The sequence below is a fragment of the Chryseobacterium pyrolae genome, assembly GCF_025153485.1.
Lineage (GTDB): Bacteria > Bacteroidota > Bacteroidia > Flavobacteriales > Weeksellaceae > Chryseobacterium > Chryseobacterium antibioticum.
This window is the reverse complement of record NZ_JANZQH010000003.1, coordinates 379,846-397,375: the sequence shown is the minus strand read 5'-3', so window position 1 is coordinate 397,375 and position 17,530 is coordinate 379,846. Positions and strand designations below refer to the sequence as shown.

The window sequence follows — 17,530 nt, the reverse complement described above, 5'->3', positions numbered from 1 at the left end:
TCACAGGATATTGAAAAAGATCACCACTTGCCTTGTTTTGTTTTGGGGAATTGTCCAGGTTTCCGGGCAGAAAGACAGCATTTATATTGAAGCAAAATTATCTGCCGACAGAAAAACACTGGAGGTCAATCAGGAAATTGTGTATTACAATCATTCCGATAAGGACCTGCATTCGGTGAAGCTCCTCAATTGGGTTTCTGCTTACAATAAAAAAGGGACCTCCCTGGTGTACAGAAAACTGGAAGACAGAAGCAGCGACCTGCATTTTGCAAAACCGGATCAGCTTGGTAAGCTTCTGGATTTACAAATTAAAAACTCAGTTCAGCAGCCTGTCCCGGTCAATTCTACATCAGATGAGAATCTTTTTCTTCCTCTGACTGAAGCTTTAAAGCCTGGTGAAAGCATTACATTACAGCTTCATTACAGCATGCATCTCCCGGACAAGAAATTTACGGGCTACGGTACATCTGATACAATGACAGCATTAAAATATTTCTTTATTGTTCCGGATCATTTTGATCCGGACAATATTGCCAAAAGAAATTATCATGATATTGAGGAATCTGTGAGTTTCAACACTTTCTGGACCGTCAATTTCGACCTTCCACCCAACAGTTTTATCGAAGGTAATCTCCCACAGACCCAAATGAATTCATTTAAGGGTTATCTTGACTCCGATCCTGAATTTGTCGTGTCCCAAAACGGGCTTCCTTCTATAAAAATCAACGTAGACGGAGAAGATACTGAGATCAAGTTCGGATATAATCTGAAACCGGAAGAAAAGCAAAATCTTGAATTTTATCTGCCTTTACATTTAAAATTCATTAAAGAAAAGATAGGGTTCATTCCAAAAAATATTTTCATCTCGGAGAAATTCAGATCTTCAGAAGATTTCTTCGGGAACAATGATATTTCATTCTGGAAGTTCAAATTTCAGTTATTCACGGATGCTGAAAAAACAGACCTTGATTATTTCGGAATCATCACGAAAAAAATTCTTGACGAAAGCATTATTGCCGATAAACAGAAACATCACTGGTTTAAAAATGGTTTAAAATCATATATCGAAATCCAATACCTTCAAAAATTTTATAAGGAGACCAAATTATTGGGAACCCTTCCTGAAACGCGTATTTTCGGAGTAAAGCCACTAAAGTTATTCCATGCATCCAAAGTCAAACTTATTGATCGTTACGGACTGTCTTATCAGTACATTATGTCCCAGAACCTGGATCAGAAAATCAGCGAAAACTTTGCAGTTTTAAGCAACTTCAATGAAATGGCGGTCAGCAGTTTTGAAACCGGAAGCCTTTTCAATTATACCGCGGAGAAAATGGGCTATAATCATTTTAACGATATCGTGAAAGATTATATTTCCAAAAATACAGATAGAAAGATTGATCCCGAAGAATTTTTGAAAGAGCTGGCTGAAAAAGACAAAACGTCAGGATATCTCTCAGATTTTCTAAAGCAAAAGAACAGAGTTAATTTCAGACTGAAAAATATCAAAAAAGAGGAAGATTCTTTAAGTATCAGAATCGGTAAAAATACAGACTCTCCTATTCCTTTAAGGCTTGAAACACAAACCAGCGAAGGAGAAAAAAAATCCTATTGGATAGAAACAGAAACGAATGAAAAGTTTACCAATTTCGCTCTTCCGGCTTCAGAGGACATTCATAAAGTTACGCTCAACAGTGATTATATTTTTCCGGAATCTAAATACCGGGATAATTTTTTATACGCAAAAGGTCTGTTTTCGAATGCAAAAAAAATAAAATTCAAACTTATTAAGGATATTCCTAATCCTGAATACAACGAAATATACATCAGTCCAAGGGTACGATTCAACAATACCTATGATAAATTCCTTTTGGGAGTGAATTTAAAGAACCAGTCTTTTTTCGACCAGAAATTTCTGTATTCATTTACACCAACGTATAGTACCGGAACCGGAAAACTTACAGGATCAGGAGCGGTCTCCTACTCTTTTCTTCCGGCTGAAAGTATTTTCAGAAGTATTACTTTTGGAGTGTCGGGTTCCTATTTCCACTATGATTATGGATTGGCCTATAGAAAAGGTTCAATATTTTCCAATTTCAATTTCAGAAAAAACCCCAGAAGCACGGTTAGCCGAAGTCTTGGATTTTCTTATAATTATTTAGAACGAGATCTGAGTCCCAAAATGGTTGCCAACAAAGACTACGGCAAATACAACCTATGGACTGCAGGATACGGATACAGCGACAGCCAGATGATCCATGAAAAAAGCTTAAGCTTGAGTACACAAGGCATGGAGGATTTCAACAAAATAACGGCTGAAGGATTTTACAGATGGGAATTTGCCCCTAAGCAGAAATTAAGTGTCAGATTATTTGCAGGCTATTTTGTGAGAAATGACACCCGAAATAATATGTTCAACTACGGAATTTCAAGGGTATCAAACTATTCATTCTCTTATAATCTTTTGGGTGAAAGTGCCAATAGTGGCCTTTTGTCTCAACAGTTTATCCTGGCTGACGGAGGTTTTAAATCTTTTCTACCTGGATCTGTCAATCAGTGGATCACTTCTGTCAATGTAGACTCAAGTGTCTGGAAGATATTTCATGTTTATGCTGATGCGGGAATGTATAAAAACAAAAATCGTCCTGCTGAGTTTATTTGGGATAGTGGTATCAAAGTAAGATTGATTCCTGATTTTCTTGAAGTTTATTTCCCTATACAATCGTCCTTAGGTTTCGAACCTTCTTTTAAGGATTATGCAAAACGCATCAGATATACTTTGGTTCTTAATCTAGGCGCAGTTATCAATGCTGCCAGAAGAGGATGGTATTAAAATAAAAAAGCAGCTGTAAAAAATACAGCTACTTCTTTTAACATGTTATATTGAAAACTAACTTTAAAATTCTTTTAGCAATAGATTTAATTCATCTGATTCGATCCCAGGTATGAATAAAATACCGAGTATACACAACAGATATCAAAAAGGATACCACAAAAAACTAAATAACCAAAGAATAGCACCCAAAATAAAATACAATTCATACTATTAAAATTATTGAATGCAACACTTCAATAAAACCTAAATAGCAATCAATAATTTCACAAAAAAAGCTCCGGCCATTTCGTAGAAATGGCCGGAGCATGTATTATTTAAAGAAACTAAAATTAGTCTTTTAAAATCTTCTGAGATACAGGTTCGTTGTTTACAGTTCCTGTTACGATGTAATTTCCTTTTGCTAGTTCAGCAACGTTTACAGCTTCGTTCTGCTTTACAGAAGCAGACTTTACCACTTGTCCGAACATATTGTAAACTTTCACATCTTTCACATCAGCTCCGAAAGTAATTTCGTCGCTTTTTACGAAAGTGTTTTTTACGAAGTTTCCAGCTTTTGCATTTTTAACATCAGAAACAGCTAAGCTTCCTGTACTTGAATTCTTAGGAGTTGGAACACCTGCAACAAAATCTGTAGCATTGTTGTTAGTATCACCCGCTACTCTTGCTATTGAATTTGTATTTGATGGAGCCGGAGCTGGTCCTGTACCTTCAAAGCTGGTAGTTGTAGTTCCATAGCCTACATAATCTATAACGTTCCCAGAAGTAGAAGATGTTGGTGCAGTACCATCAGATGTTAATGCAATTTTACCTGCGGCTCCTGATAAGTTTATTGTTGCTGCTGCATCGGCTGTTGGCAAAGTAGCCCCGTTTGCTCCGGATGAAATTTCCTGAATTAAATAAGTCTGTCCCGGCGCCAAAGTAATACTAGGAAGAGCGTGATTACTAGTTCCTCCATTAAAAGTTCCGGTAGCTGATGCATATTGTAAATAAGCTCCAGTTAAAGTAATTGAAGTCGACCCAATATTTTTCAATTCAACGAAGTCATTTCTAAAAGAAGCACCAGCATTTCCTCCGCCTCCATATACCTCATTGATCACAATCTGAGCATTCATAAATGCCGTTGCGGAAATTAATCCTAAAACAGTAAAGATTTTTTTCATTATAAAAAGTTTTAAATTTATGGGGTAAAAGTACAAAAAAACCGTCATCATATTAAAATGACGGCATATAATTAACAATTTGTTAAAGTTATCTTTTTATAATCTTCTCAGAAACCGCATTACCATTGACATTCCCTGTTACAATATAAATCCCTTTCTTAAGATCTATTACATTTAAAACTCCGTTTTCATTAACAGAAGCAGATTTAACTAGCTGTCCGTTTACATTGAAAATTTTAACTTCAGATTTAGCTCCAAAATAAATTTCATGATCTACTAAAGTATTTTTAACAAAGACAATTGCAGAAGTTTTAGTATCGGTAACAGCCAGTGCACCTTGAACTGCTAATTTAATGTCATCGATAAAAAATCTTCTCCCACCTGCTGTTGAAGCGAATTTAAGTTTGGTTGCAGAGGTACCTCCTATAATATTCACTGTATAAGTAGAAAACGCAGAATTTGTCAAAGTAAAGCTACTAGTACCATTGATACTCCCTCCACCGGTGATTGTAACAGTTAATGCTGTATTGTCAGTACCAAACCCCGCAGCTCTGAAAGTTAAAGTTGCATTGCCTGCAAGCCCTGTTAAAGCAGGGGTCGTAACTGAGCCTGCAGCACTACCAGAACCAGCTTTAATACACTGTGCTCCTCCTCCTGCAGCTCCAAATACCCAGCCTGCCGTGGTATAGGTATTTAGTGATTTTGTGCCAATGTTTCCCGTAAAGGAAGCATCATTTCCTCCTGTTCCATCCAAATCATCGAACGTTGCATTGAAAACAGTAGTTTGAGCAAATGTTGCAACAGCAAATACAGCTGTAGCAACTAACGAATAAAATTTTTTCATGACTGTAAAATTTAATTATTAATAATTTACACCCCAAAATTACCAGTATTTTTCAGGGGTTTACAATAATTAGATTAATTTTCTGTTAATAATGCTAAACCCACTTCTATTAACATTTTTTAGCTATTTTTACGAATTATTTTGAAACACTTGCGGAATTTCTTTCTTCTGATCGGTTTGTTTTTCATGGGCATATTTTCGGCTCATGCACAAATATTTTCGTGGAAAAATCCAAACATTCCCCAAGACAGTATTAAAAAGGACAGCATACTCGCAGCACGGTTTGAACAGGATATTTTCGCAAAAGACACACTGGATTTTGTAAGAACCAACAACAAAATAATCGTAGACGAAGCTGTACTTGTCAAAAATGATAAAAAAAGGTTTTTGGGCGAACTGAACTCCAAAGGTTCCATCATCAGGGGAATTACATTTGGTAACAACCAGGGGCAATCTGTACAAAGTTCCATGGACCTACAGATTTCCGGAAGACTATCTAAAGATGTCACTATTTTAGCAAGTATATCAGATCATAACCTTCCTATTCAGGCGGACGGTTACACCCAAACCTTAGAAGAGTTTGACAAGATCTATATGCAGCTTAATATTAAGGACAAATCCATCCTTAGAGCCGGGCATCTTGATCTTGTAGAATCTAAAAATTATTTCGCCAAGTTTCAGAGGCGGAGTATGGGAATCGAGTTTCAGACCGAATTTGGAAAAGACAACAAAACTTTTGTAGATGTTTCCATGGGGGTGGCCCGAAGTGAATTCCATAGAATACGTTTCCAGGGGGTGGAAGGTAACCAGGGGCCTTACCGTCTGACTGGTAAAAATGGCGAACAGTTCATTACCCTTATTTCAGGTTCTGAGCAGGTGTTTATTGATGGTATTCTGATGAAACGTGGGGAGAATCAGGATTACATCATTAACTACAATACCGGAGAGGTGACATTCACCAGTTTCCGACCGATTTTCCAGCAAAATTTCATTACCATTTCCTATAACTATACGAATAGAAATTACTCCCGATATTTATTTACCGGAAAGGTTGAGCACCAAAGGGAAAAATTTAAAGTAGGACTGAATTGGTTCATGGAAAATGACAATAAAAATGCACCTCTTTCTTTAAATCTTTCTAAAGAAGATGAACAGATCCTGGCTGAAGCTGGAAATGATCCTAATTTAATGTATGCCCCATCAGGTGTGGTTACAGCATATGATGTCAATAAGATCCTATACCGATTAAATCCTGCCGGAAATTTCTATGAATTTTCTACGGATCAGAATGAAACGCTTTACCAGGTTTCCTTCACTTATTTCGGGATTAATCAAGGGGATTATAAAATTACGCAAACCACCAATAATGGTCGTGTATTCGAGTATGTAGGGAATAATATGGGAGACTATAAAGCCGTAAGAAAACTTCCTTCACCTCAAAAATCCCAGGTATATTCAGTGAATTCTGAATATCTTTTAAAAGAAGGAAAAATAGGAGCCGATTTCTCCCTGAGCAATTATGATTTGAATTTATTTTCATCAAAAGATGCGGCCCAAAATATGGGGTATGCATGGCGTATTTTCGGAAACAAAACGTTCACAAAAAGCAAATGGAAAGGAACTCCAAGTTTTGAATATCAATATATAGATAAACAGTTTCATATTTTAGACCGTATCAATGACGTGGAATTCTCAAGGGATTTTAACCTGGTACAGGAATTCAGCCAGAGAACCCAAAACAGGTTTACCTTCAGCTTTTTAAATAAATGGAATAATAAATCGAATCTAAATTACAGAATCAACTATCTGGACGAGCAGGATACCTACAAAGGGATTAAGAATGATCTTGATTTTGGCTGGATTACAGGAAAATTCTTTACAAAAGGAAATCTATCTTATCTTAATACCAACGCAATACTTCAGGATACCAAGTTTATCAGAGGAGGAGTTTCTACCGAGTTTACCGGTAAAAAAGGCAGCTGGGCATTTGGGGGAAGTATGGAGCATAATGAGAAAAAGTATAATGATACCCAACTCATGGATGTTACCAGTTTCAGCTGGAAAGAGATCTTTGTACAGAAAAAAATCGGTGATAGTACCCGTACAAAGCTTCTTGCCAAAGTGTATATGAGGGATAATGACTCTGTACGGAACAACAGGCTGGAGAATATGAATAATATTCTGGGAATCATGGCAGAAAGCCAGCTTATAAAAACAGAAAGAACAACTTTAAACGCTTTAGTACACTACAGAAAATTCTTTTACCAAAGTAATGAAGCGGACATGACCCGAAATAACGATTTTGTAGTCGGAAATATTCTTTACAATCAACAGCTTTTCAGAAACGGGATGCGTTTGCAGGCATTCTATGAACTTGGAAATGGACAGGAAGCGCAAAGAGAATTCCAGTACCTTAAAGTAACGGATGGCCAGGGTGTTTATAAATGGACGGATTATAATGGAGATGGCATCCAGCAGCTCGACGAGTTTGAAATTGCAGAGTACTCAGATTTAGCACAGTACATCAGGATCTACACAAACTCTGTACGGTATATTCCTTCGAATAAAAATAAAATCCAGCTGGCATTATTTGTCAACCCATCAATTGTTTTCAATTCTGAAAATGCATTTTTAAAACGCTGGAACTTTAATATTTCATTAAATTCACAAAACTCATTTTATAAAAAAGACAAGGTTCTGGTGATCAACCCTTTTGAAAAGAACAGTGACCAGATTCTCAAAAATCAGAATATATTAGCTTCCGTACAGTTTAATCCTACTGAAAAATCCGGTTGGAATGGAAACTACCGTTTTATTACAAATGATAACCTGATCAATGCCAATTTCAGTAATGAAGAGAGACAACAGACGTCTCACTTTATCAATATTGGGTACTGGTTTAATAAGGAATTCAGAGTGGACTGGGAAAATTCTGTCCACGACCTTAAAAACTCATCCCAACTGTTTGCTACAAGAGATTACCGTTTGAATAATATTGAATCTAAACCGAAGGCAACTTACAAATTTACGGATGCTATTCAGGCAGAGCTTTCTTCTGCATACCGCCAGAAAAAGAGGGTGGATGGTGAAGAACTATTGAAAGCTTTCGATATCACAGGTACCATTCAGTGGGATCGTAAAAAAACATCGATCAGGGGGAATTTCTCTTTCATCAATAATAATTTTACCGGAAACAATTTCAGCATTGTCGGCAACCAGATGCTGGACGGGCTTAAGCCAGGAAAAAACCAGGTATGGAGTATTTTCATTCAGCAGGCGATCAACTCTTTCCTTCAGCTTAACTTCAATTACGAAGGAAGAAACTCCGGAGACCGGACCATTCATATTGGAAGCATGCAGGTAAAGGCGAGTTTTTAGCAAGCTATTGAAAAGTTTGTGTTAGTTACAAGTGGCTTATTTATAAGCGTCCAAATTATTGAATCAATAATCTAAAAGTCATATCTCCTGTCTGATGTCTGTTATCTAGCATCTGATGTCTACTCTTAACTCTATCTCACATTTCACTTGCGAAGCAAAATTCACTATTCACTTAAGATTCATAAGTCCTAAAATCCCGTATCTTAAGTCTCTTTTCCCAAATAGATACTCAACATGTACAGCGATAGATATTATCATACTTCCGAATGTTTAGAATTTCGTAAATTTGCCGCATGGTAAAAATAGGCAATATAGAACTGCCGGAATTTCCGCTTTTGCTGGCTCCGATGGAAGATGTAAGTGATCCTCCATTCAGACGTCTGTGCAAGATGCATGGGGCAGATCTGATGTACTCAGAATTCATTTCTTCTGAGGGCTTGATTCGTGATGCGATGAAGAGCCGCAAGAAGCTGGATATTTTCGATTATGAAAGACCGGTTGGGATTCAGATTTTCGGTGGAGACGAGGAAGCAATGGCAATGTCTGCAAAAATTGTAGAGACGGTAAATCCTGATCTGGTAGACATTAATTTCGGATGCCCTGTCAAAAAGGTAGTATGCAAAGGAGCAGGAGCAGGGGTTCTTAAGGATATTGACCTTATGGTGCGTCTTACCAAAGCGGTTGTAACGTCTACTCATCTGCCTGTAACGGTGAAAACCCGTTTGGGATGGGACAGCAACAGCATCAATATTGATGAAGTGGCAGAACGCTTACAGGAGACTGGAATCAAGGCTTTAACAATACATGCAAGAACCAGGGGACAAATGTATAAGGGTGAAGCAGACTGGGAACATATTTCCAGGATTAAACAAAACCCTAATATTGAAATTCCTATTTTCGGAAACGGAGATATTGATTCTCCTGAAAAAGCACTGGCATACAAGCAGAAATACGCATGCGACGGAATCATGATTGGCCGCGCAGCGATTGGGTACCCGTGGATTTTTAACGAGATTAAACATTTCTTTAAAACAGGTGAACATCTTCCTGAACCCGGTATTTCAGACCGTCTGCTGGCTGTTCGCCAACATGCGGAATGGAGTGCGGAATGGAAAGGAGAAAAATTAGGGCTTATCGAAATGAGGCAGCACTATAGCAACTATTTCCGAGGGGTGCCTCATTTCAAAGAATTCAGAAAAAAATTCCTCGAAGTCTTTACTTTGGAAGAAATGGATGTGTTAATCAAAGAAACACAACAATTCTACGAAGAATATCAGGCTCAGGTATAAAACTAAAAAACCATCAAATTTTGATGGTTTTTTTATTCTCTTAATATCCTTCTGATGAGGACTCGTTTTTAATTAATGCCATTGCGGAAGAAGTTCCGATTCTTTTCACTCCCAGGTTGATCATTTTTTCAGCATCTTCGGGGGTTCTTACGCCTCCGGCAGCTTTTACAGGAAGTTTACCCGCGTTATCCAGCATAATCTTTATGCCTTCAAAGGTAGCTCCATTGGGTTTTCCACCTTCCGTTTGGTAAAAACCTGTGGAAGATTTCACAAAAATGTTCGGAAGATCATTTTCAGTGAAATTTTCTTCTGCCCAGGTTGAAATATTCCTGGTTATGTCTGCAATCTGCTCATCTGTCAATGCTGCAATCTCAATAATCCATTTCACCACTTTCTTGTTCTGCAGACCAAGTTGAGTGCATTTTACAAACTCTTCTTTTACCAGCACTACATCTCCTTTGAGATAGGCACTGTAATTAATAACAAAATCCAGTTCATCTGCTCCGTCTTCAATTGCTTGTGAGGCTTCCTCAAGCTTTTCGTCGATAGAATACGTTCCTTCATGAAAACCTATGACGGTTCCTACCGCAACATTTGAATTTCTTTCCTGAATATACTTTTTGATATCAGCTACATAATCCGGACGGATCATTACCGCAAAAATACTATTGTCTATAGCTTCCTGTGCAAGTTCTTTATCAAGTTGTAGTGTTTCTTCGTTTGAGAGACCTGATTGTGCAGGTGTTTTCAAATAGGTTGAATCCAAATATTGGGCAATGTTCATAATCGTTATACTTTCAGTTGTCTGTAAATACCTTGCTCCAAAGATATGAAAGTTTCTGTTCTTGTCACACCTTTCAGCTTCTGAAGTTTGCTCAGAATCTGCATCAGATGGTCATTATCTTTGCAAAGAACTTTTAAGAATATGGTATAATTCCCCGTTGTGTAATGAGCTTCTACTACCTCATTCACGTCCTGAAGAGATTTTACCACATCCGGATAATGGCTGGGCTGGTCTAAAAACATTCCGATATACGAAATCACCTTATACCCTATTTTCTTGGGGTTAAGAAATGAAATAGAGTTTTCGATAACTCCGGCGTGTTCGAGTTTTTTAATCCTTTGATGCACTGCGGTTGTGGAAATTCCTACATTTTTTGAAATGTGTGCTAACGATGTTTTAGCATTGTCCATCAACATATAAATGATCTCTTTGTCAATAGAGTCCAGATGGTAACTTGTGTTGCTTGAATTCTTCATTTTCTACTTTTAATATTTATGTTTTTGTTTCCTCAAATTTTACAAAAACCGGAAAGTGATCACTGTATCCGCCCAAATACCGTGTACCGGCATAGGTTCGGAAGGGTCGACCTTCAAAATTTTTTATTCGGCTGCTTAATTTTTCAGAATTAAAAATGTGAGCATTCTGAAAATTCAAAATATCATTGTCAAAAAGAGATTTTGACAGGATAATCTGATCATAAAGCAGACCTGACTTATAATGAAAAGTAGAATAATTTCTTGTATAGAACAAGTCTTGAAAAGGGTTTATCAATACCTTCTCATGATCATTGTCGTATAGAATTTTTACTAAATTTTCATCATCCGGGTTTTCGTTAAAATCACCGCACAATATTACATGTTCCTTTTCTTCACGTACGATTTTCAAAATCCTTGAACGGATCTCATTAAGGATAAAGTCTCTTTTGGGCTTATTAACGTCTTTTTCTCGCTTGGAGGGAAGATGGGCGACAAAAACATTAATAACAGTTCCTTTATATTTAATTTTAGAAAAAAGTACGTCTCGGGTTGTGTCGTAATTTTCTGTGTTTTTCTTATTTATAATTTCAAAGAAGAAAGTAATCGTTTCCGAATCTATAATTTCTACTTTGCTTTTATCATATAGCAGGGCTACATCTACCTTTCTCTCGTCCATAGAATTGTAATGTACAATTCCATATTCTGAATGAAAAGGTTCCATTTCTACCAGGTCTTCCAAAACTTTCCTTCCGGAAACTTCGGACAGCCCGATTAAAAATGGGAGAACACCATTTTCCTCTTTCATTAACTGGAAAACATGTGAAATTTTAAAAAGCTTATTTCTATATCTTTTTTCATCCCAGTTTCTCAAGCCTGATTTCGTTGGATCTAATCTGTGAGCAGGTTTGGGATCAGGTAAAAATAAATTTTCAACGTTGTAAAAAGAGAACATCTCCATCTGCACAAATTGCTATCTTAAAATTATCACTTTCTTTTTCTGTTGTAAATTTATTGTTTTTTTTCAAATTTCGTTAATTTATTTATAATATTTTTAGATTAATCTTATACAATAAATAGAACTTCTTGACTAAAAAACATTAACAAAAAAGCTTTTATAGGGCTAAAATATTAAGTATTTAAAATTATCTTCCTTAGAGGCAGTTTTAAAACAATCCATAATTTTCAAATTAACACGAATATATATACATTAAGAAAACAAAAAAAATTAATGATTTTCTTTTATTTTAACCATTATACCAATTTTTATTCCATTTTAATTTCTATATCCTGAAAATGTGAAAAAAAATCATGGTTTGTGAATTTCATCCGCTATTTTCAAAGTAAATCCGGACGTTTTTCTTGGGTAATCCTTAAGGCTTCATCATGGCGCCATTCTTCAATCATTCTAAAATTTCCGCTCAGCAAAACTTTTGGCACCTCTAAACCTTTATAAACTTCAGGTCTTGTATAAATAGGCGGCGAAAGAAGGTCATCCTGAAAGCTATCTGTCAGTGCACTTTGTTCATCATTCAGTACTCCGGGAACCAGTCTGATAATAGAATCTGCCAGAACGCATGCTGCCAGCTCTCCTCCTGTCAGTACATAATCCCCGATTGAAATTTCTTTGGTAATATGAAGATCCCGAAGTCTTTGATCGATACCTTTGTAGTGGCCACAAAGAAAAATCAGGTTATTTTTTATGGAAAGGGTATTGGCAATTTTTTGGTTGAGAGTTACCCCATCCGGTGTCAGATAAATGACTTCATCATATTCTCTTTGAGATTTAAGTTCCGAGATGCACTTATCTATCGGTTCTATCATCATCACCATTCCTGCTCCGCCTCCGTAAGGCTCATCATCGATCTGTCTGTGCTTATTGATGGCCCAGTCTCTCAGTTGATGAAAATGGACTTCTACTAAACCTTTATCCATTGCTCTTCTTAAAATAGAAGTCTGAAACGGACTTTCCATCAATTCAGGAAGTACGCTTATTATATCAATTCTCATTGTAATGTTCCGTTTTTCTTATTAGGTGAAATAATGAGTCTTAAAGAAGAATCTTTGTTGAAATAGCTCCACATCCAATTGAAAAAGACAGCAAGTTTATTTCTTACGCTCAAGATGAGCATCAAGTGAAGGAACATCCAGAAATACCATGCCAGGAACCCCTGAAACTTGATAAACGGAAGATCTACTACCGCTCTGTGCTTACCAATAGTGGCCAGTGAACCCTGATCTTTATACTCGTACTCCAGCCATTCGCTTTCATTCTTCTTCAGGAAATTTTTACCTAAATTTTTTGCTTGATTAATGGCTACGTTCGCTACCTGCGGATGTCCCTGCGGATATTTTGGAGTTTCCATATAGGCAATATCCCCAATCGCATAAATATTGTCGTAACCTTTTATTTTATTAAATCTATCTACTATATATCTGTTTCTTACTAATGTTTCTGCCGGAAATCCGTCTACCACATTTCCTGTAACGCCAGCTGCCCAGATCACATTATTGGACGGGATTTCTTTACCGCTTTTCATGAATACTTTGTTACCGTCATATTCGGTAACCACCTCGCCACTTAAGAAAGTAACGCCAAGATCCTTCAGGTATTTTTCAGATTGCTCCTGTGCCTCACTGCTCATTACAGCAAGTGGTTTTTCTGTGGAACTTACCAAAATAATCTTTAAATGATCGAAATTCATGTATGGATAATCCCGTGGAAGAATTTCTTTTTTCATTTCAGCAAAAGCACCCGCCAGCTCTACTCCCGTAGGCCCGCTTCCAACGATAACGATATTCCAGTTCCCGTCGTCGCTTCTGCTTTTTTCCAGGATCAGTTTTTCAAAGGTCATCAGTACATGGTTTCTGATGCCAATGGCTTCCTGGGTATTTTTCATCCCAAAAGCTCTGGATTCCATTTCCTTATTTCCAAAGAAATTTGTTTTACATCCGGTTGCTATGATCAGTTTATCATAGGTAAACTCTGCTCCGTCTGTGATGACTCTGTTATGTGCAGGATCAATCTCTTTTACTTCGGTAAGACGAAACTGTGTATTTCTGGATTGCTGAAAAATCTTCCGGAAAGGAAAAGAAATATTGGAAGGTTCTATCCTTCCGCAGGCTACCTGATAAAAAAGCGGCTGAAACATATGATGATTCACCCGGTCCAGAACGATTACTTTTTTATTCTTGTTATTTAATGTTTTTGCAAGCTGTAGCCCCGCAAATCCTCCTCCAATAATGATGATTTTTTCGCGTGTTTCCATAATACACAAATTTACTGATTTTATTTAGCATTTAGTAGTGAAAAAAGTTAGTTTTGCAAAACTTTATGACACCCAGGAAGTACACCAAAAAAACTGCCAAAAAAGTACATGAGAATCGTCGGAAGAATTATTTTTTCCGGAGAAAGGTCATATTGGGTATTTTAATTCTTGCTTTAATAGGGACCGGATTTTATCTGAAGCAGTCTATCAGCTATTATTACGCATTATACTTTAATAAATTCAGTCATAAAAAACTTCACAACAGCGAAACAGAAACTTTAAGAATCCAGAAAATTCTTAGTGCTAATCTCGACAAAACCTATGGATTCGATGTTTCTCATTATCAAAACAGAGAAGACATCAAATGGGACAGTTTAAGCATTGGAAATAAAACCATTCCGCTGGAATTTGTAGTGATGCGTGCCACGATGGGAAACCGGAATGCAGATAAACATTTTGATGAATTCTGGGAGAAGGCCCAAAAACATCATCTCATCCGTGGAGCCTACCATTTTTACAGAGCTGATGAAGATCCTGTGATCCAGGCCAATAATTTTCTAGCCAATGTAAAACTGGAAAGCGGAGATCTTCCGCCGATTTTAGATATTGAAAAAATTCCGAAACGAAAGACGAACAAAAAGCTGATTGAGGATCTGAAAGTATGGTGCAAGATCGTAGAGGAAACTTATGGTGAAAAGCCTATTATCTATACTTATTATCATTACTATAAAGATTTCCTGAAAGGCGAATTTGATGACTATCCGCTCTGGCTGGCTAATTATAATGATGTACCGTCTCCCACTCCTGAAGGCGCCTGGGATTTTTGGCAGTTTACAGAAAATGGCATCGTTCATGGGATTAACACCAAAGTAGATCTTGATATTTATAACGGAAACTCGTGGTCTTTGAAAAGGTTAACACTGGACTAAGGTAGGAAGAATGAAGCTAGATGGTGGAAGTTTTGCAACCCGAAAAAATAACTATTTCCAGATTTATTGCCTTTTCTTTTATAAGGACGTATAGAGGGAAATAAGGACGTTTTCTGAATTCAGAAAGAATTACTCTCTGACTTACTCATTTTTAAAATCCATTTGATAATTTCACGAAATACCTGATAGAAGTTAACCGTCTGCGATATCTCCCATCCTTCCATCTTCACTCTTCCCTCTTAAAACTCCATCATTTCCCCAGAAACCTGAGAATGTCTGCATTCAATTCATCGGCATGTTCAAAAGGAATCATGTGGGTAGCATTTTTGTAGATTTTCAGTTCAGCATGAGGCATTTTTTTTGCCATCATTTCAGTATGATCTTGTTTAATCACATCTTTATCTCCTGCAATGACCAACACCGGGTTTTGTATTTTTGAAAGATCTTTTTTACTGATATGCGGTTCTTTAAGCATGAGTGTTACTAATCTACGTTCATTAAATTTTTCAGGTTTGTTTTCAATATTCAGCACAAGAAGCTGGTTTTTCATATGGGTGATCAATCTTTCATCAACACCTTGCGGAACTGCATTAGCTCCGATGGTAATTAATTTATTAAGGTTTTCCGGGTATTTTAAGGCAAATTCAAGGCCTGTAATTCCGCCGTCGCTCCATCCTGCAATATTAATTTTCTTTAACTCCAGCTTATCTGCAAGCGATTTTACATCATCTGCAAATTGGGTATAGGTGAAATCTTTTTCAGAAGTATCAGCACTTTTCCCCTGTCCTCTGGTATCTACCACTATCACTTTGAAATGCTTCAAAAGGACCGGAATCTGCTGGTAAAAATCCTTTATGCTCCCTGAATTCCCATGAAGCAGAAAAAGAGGTTCCCCTTCCCCGTATATTTCGTAGTACAGCTTTGTATCTTTTAATTCAAGATAATTCCCCGAAGATTCATTTTTTCCGTACACAGAATTTTCTGATGCTATTTTATATTGGGAAATGTCAGAAATCAGCCCTTCGAGATCATCTCCTGAAGCTGTTGTTTCACCGTTATTATTTTTCGCGCTTTTATCCACTTTTACATCTATATTGATGGCTGGTGCTGCCAGAGTCATTTTTTGCCAGTCTCCGTAAAACTTCCTAAGAAATCCTGTTCGGAATAAGGCTGCACTGATAAATATTCTTCCATCAAATTCTTTTAGAAACTGAATTCCAATAAAAAATTTCCCTTGTACCCAAATATTATGATCGTTGACGTCCAATGTAAAGGTTCCGTCTTTAATCATATCTTTCGTAAGTTCCACCGTGATCTCTTCATCCAGAATATTTTTATCAGGAAATCCGTTTTTTTCTGTGTAAATGCTATATCTCATCAATACTGGCTTATCGGAAGTATAGCTGGCAATATTCAGATTGATATTTTTGATCTTAGACCGTTTGCTGGCATTAAATTCCAATGCGGTTTCACCAATGAAATTATCTTTTTTTAATTGTGGGTTAACAGAGTACAGAACGTGTTTTGTCTTTGTATTGACTCCCCAGTTTCTATCTACCAGTTTCTTGACTTTAATGTTGACTTCCTTTATATTTTTAATTTTTTCTTTTAAAAATATCTGCCTGTGATCCTGTTTTCTGAAATTCTGCACGGTTTCAACATAGGACTCATAGCCGGGAACTTCTATTCTGAGTTTTCGGGAAGCATCAAGTTCCGAAAGGTCAATGGAGAAATTTCCTTTCTCATCAGAAACCGTTCCTGCATTTTCTTTTTCTATCCCGATTTTCACATAAGGAACCGGCTTGTTTTCATTTTTAGAAATCACAGTTCCGGAAATCACCTGTGCATTGAAAGAATAAGCTGCTAAAAGAAAGAATAAAGCATTGAGTTTGTTCATGGTATAAGTTTGATGCAAAATTCTTTATTTCCCGTGTTCAACACTCATAACAGCTTATTAAATTTAAGAACCGTTTAGTTAAATTTTTTGTAAAACATCATCTGTTTGTGACCGAAATTCTAAAAAATATATAAACTTTTTTTTATAAAATACTCAGGACATCTTCCCATGAATGAACTCTTTGATAATTTTCGTTGTCTATCAGTTCGTTGTGAGGTTGGGTGAAAATTAGTTTTTCTCCTGCAAAATGATCCAGATTTTTAGGGTAATCATCAATCATTACATCACCGTGGACCACTCTTTTGCTTCCGCATAAAACAATCTGTTCCCAGCTGATAAACGGAAAATGTTCTGCAAGCCAGTCAAATTTTTCTCTTAAACTGTTGGGAAACTCCATTCCGGCTGAAACAATGTAAAGTTCATATTTGTTATTAATGTATTCCAAAGCCGCACGGCTGCCTTCCATAACAGGAAGTGTTCTGAAAAAACCAACTTCATTCACGTGTTTTTTTCCATTGGGAAATGCTTCAATTTCAGGCATTCCTGAGAGATCACTGATTTCAATTTCTCTACCTGAATCTCTTTTTTCAAACTGCACCAGCTGATGATACACATCTGCCATTACCCCGTCCATGTCTACAATTACTTTTTTCTTCATTTTAATATGTAAT

13 protein-coding genes are annotated in these 17,530 nt (G+C 36.8%); 4 read left to right on the top strand and 9 right to left on the bottom strand.

The window, feature by feature from the left end:
- The first annotated feature begins 10 nt into the window (after positions 1–10).
- Entirely contained in the window at positions 11–2,833 is a 2,823-nt protein-coding gene (locus tag NZD88_RS08580; RefSeq protein ID WP_259828735.1) for an aminopeptidase, read from the top strand.
- Between the two features lie 332 nt (positions 2,834–3,165).
- Here NZD88_RS08580 and NZD88_RS08575 read toward each other — a convergent pair whose 3' ends face one another.
- Complete coding sequence (locus tag NZD88_RS08575; protein ID WP_259828734.1) at positions 3,166–3,996, bottom strand: lamin tail domain-containing protein; 831 nt, start codon at positions 3,994–3,996, stop codon at positions 3,166–3,168.
- An 88-nt stretch (positions 3,997–4,084) separates the two neighbouring features.
- Positions 4,085–4,840, bottom strand: a complete 756-nt coding sequence (locus NZD88_RS08570; protein ID WP_259828733.1) for a T9SS-dependent surface endonuclease, AS87_RS02955 family — start codon at positions 4,838–4,840, stop codon at positions 4,085–4,087.
- Positions 4,841–5,026: 186 nt separating this feature from the next.
- Between NZD88_RS08570 and NZD88_RS08565 the strand changes: the two genes are divergently transcribed.
- Together NZD88_RS08565 and dusB are read left to right on the top strand one after the other, a co-directional pair.
- On the top strand, positions 5,027–8,218 hold the full coding sequence (locus NZD88_RS08565) for a hypothetical protein (RefSeq protein ID WP_259828732.1): 3,192 nt from the start codon (positions 5,027–5,029) through the stop codon (positions 8,216–8,218).
- 293 nt (positions 8,219–8,511) lie between these two features.
- Positions 8,512–9,507, top strand: a complete 996-nt coding sequence (gene dusB / locus NZD88_RS08560; protein WP_259828731.1) for a tRNA dihydrouridine synthase DusB — start codon at positions 8,512–8,514, stop codon at positions 9,505–9,507.
- A 40-nt stretch (positions 9,508–9,547) separates the two neighbouring features.
- Here the strand turns inward: dusB and deoC are convergent, their stop codons facing one another.
- The 5 genes from deoC to NZD88_RS08535 form a co-directional block, all read right to left on the bottom strand.
- Complete coding sequence (gene deoC / locus NZD88_RS08555; RefSeq protein WP_279324411.1) at positions 9,548–10,291, bottom strand: deoxyribose-phosphate aldolase; 744 nt, start codon at positions 10,289–10,291, stop codon at positions 9,548–9,550.
- A 5-nt stretch (positions 10,292–10,296) separates the two neighbouring features.
- Positions 10,297–10,767, bottom strand: a complete 471-nt coding sequence (locus NZD88_RS08550; RefSeq protein ID WP_073334366.1) for an Lrp/AsnC ligand binding domain-containing protein — start codon at positions 10,765–10,767, stop codon at positions 10,297–10,299.
- A gap of 16 nt (positions 10,768–10,783) precedes the next feature.
- Entirely contained in the window at positions 10,784–11,725 is a 942-nt protein-coding gene (locus NZD88_RS08545; RefSeq protein WP_259828730.1) for an endonuclease/exonuclease/phosphatase family protein, read from the bottom strand.
- A 377-nt stretch (positions 11,726–12,102) separates the two neighbouring features.
- Positions 12,103–12,774 (bottom strand): tRNA (guanosine(37)-N1)-methyltransferase TrmD, encoded by a 672-nt coding sequence (gene trmD / locus NZD88_RS08540; RefSeq protein ID WP_259828729.1) that lies wholly within the window; start codon positions 12,772–12,774, stop codon positions 12,103–12,105.
- Positions 12,771–14,033, bottom strand: coding sequence for an NAD(P)/FAD-dependent oxidoreductase (locus NZD88_RS08535; protein WP_259828728.1), 1,263 nt, complete (start codon positions 14,031–14,033; stop codon positions 12,771–12,773). The genes trmD and NZD88_RS08535 overlap by 4 nt, the downstream gene beginning before the upstream one ends.
- A gap of 65 nt (positions 14,034–14,098) precedes the next feature.
- Here NZD88_RS08535 and NZD88_RS08530 point away from each other — a divergent pair, with 65 nt between their 5' ends.
- Positions 14,099–14,962, top strand: a complete 864-nt coding sequence (locus NZD88_RS08530; protein ID WP_259828727.1) for a glycoside hydrolase family 25 protein — start codon at positions 14,099–14,101, stop codon at positions 14,960–14,962.
- A gap of 250 nt (positions 14,963–15,212) precedes the next feature.
- Here the strand turns inward: NZD88_RS08530 and NZD88_RS08525 are convergent, their stop codons facing one another.
- Both NZD88_RS08525 and NZD88_RS08520 read right to left on the bottom strand, forming a co-directional pair.
- On the bottom strand, positions 15,213–16,859 hold the full coding sequence (locus NZD88_RS08525) for an alpha/beta fold hydrolase (protein WP_259828726.1): 1,647 nt from the start codon (positions 16,857–16,859) through the stop codon (positions 15,213–15,215).
- 142 nt (positions 16,860–17,001) lie between these two features.
- Complete coding sequence (locus NZD88_RS08520; RefSeq protein WP_259828725.1) at positions 17,002–17,517, bottom strand: 5' nucleotidase, NT5C type; 516 nt, start codon at positions 17,515–17,517, stop codon at positions 17,002–17,004.
- Positions 17,518–17,530 lie beyond the last annotated feature (13 nt).

What these genes read in the sequence shown, in the direction of transcription:
- NZD88_RS08575 (WP_259828734.1), bottom strand. Translation starts at nt 3,996, where the DNA reads ATGAAAAAAATCTTTACTGTTTTAGGATTAATTTCCGCAACGGCATTT.
- NZD88_RS08570 (WP_259828733.1), bottom strand. Translation starts at nt 4,840, where the DNA reads ATGAAAAAATTTTATTCGTTAGTTGCTACAGCTGTATTTGCTGTTGCA.
- NZD88_RS08565 (WP_259828732.1), top strand. Translation starts at nt 5,027, where the DNA reads ATGGGCATATTTTCGGCTCATGCACAAATATTTTCGTGGAAAAATCCA.
- dusB (WP_259828731.1), top strand. Translation starts at nt 8,512, where the DNA reads ATGGTAAAAATAGGCAATATAGAACTGCCGGAATTTCCGCTTTTGCTG.
- deoC (WP_279324411.1), bottom strand. Translation starts at nt 10,291, where the DNA reads ATGAACATTGCCCAATATTTGGATTCAACCTATTTGAAAACACCTGCA.
- NZD88_RS08550 (WP_073334366.1), bottom strand. Translation starts at nt 10,767, where the DNA reads ATGAAGAATTCAAGCAACACAAGTTACCATCTGGACTCTATTGACAAA.
- NZD88_RS08545 (WP_259828730.1), bottom strand. Translation starts at nt 11,725, where the DNA reads ATGGAGATGTTCTCTTTTTACAACGTTGAAAATTTATTTTTACCTGAT.
- trmD (WP_259828729.1), bottom strand. Translation starts at nt 12,774, where the DNA reads ATGAGAATTGATATAATAAGCGTACTTCCTGAATTGATGGAAAGTCCG.
- NZD88_RS08535 (WP_259828728.1), bottom strand. Translation starts at nt 14,033, where the DNA reads ATGGAAACACGCGAAAAAATCATCATTATTGGAGGAGGATTTGCGGGG.
- NZD88_RS08530 (WP_259828727.1), top strand. Translation starts at nt 14,099, where the DNA reads ATGACACCCAGGAAGTACACCAAAAAAACTGCCAAAAAAGTACATGAG.
- NZD88_RS08525 (WP_259828726.1), bottom strand. Translation starts at nt 16,859, where the DNA reads ATGAACAAACTCAATGCTTTATTCTTTCTTTTAGCAGCTTATTCTTTC.
- NZD88_RS08520 (WP_259828725.1), bottom strand. Translation starts at nt 17,517, where the DNA reads ATGAAGAAAAAAGTAATTGTAGACATGGACGGGGTAATGGCAGATGTG.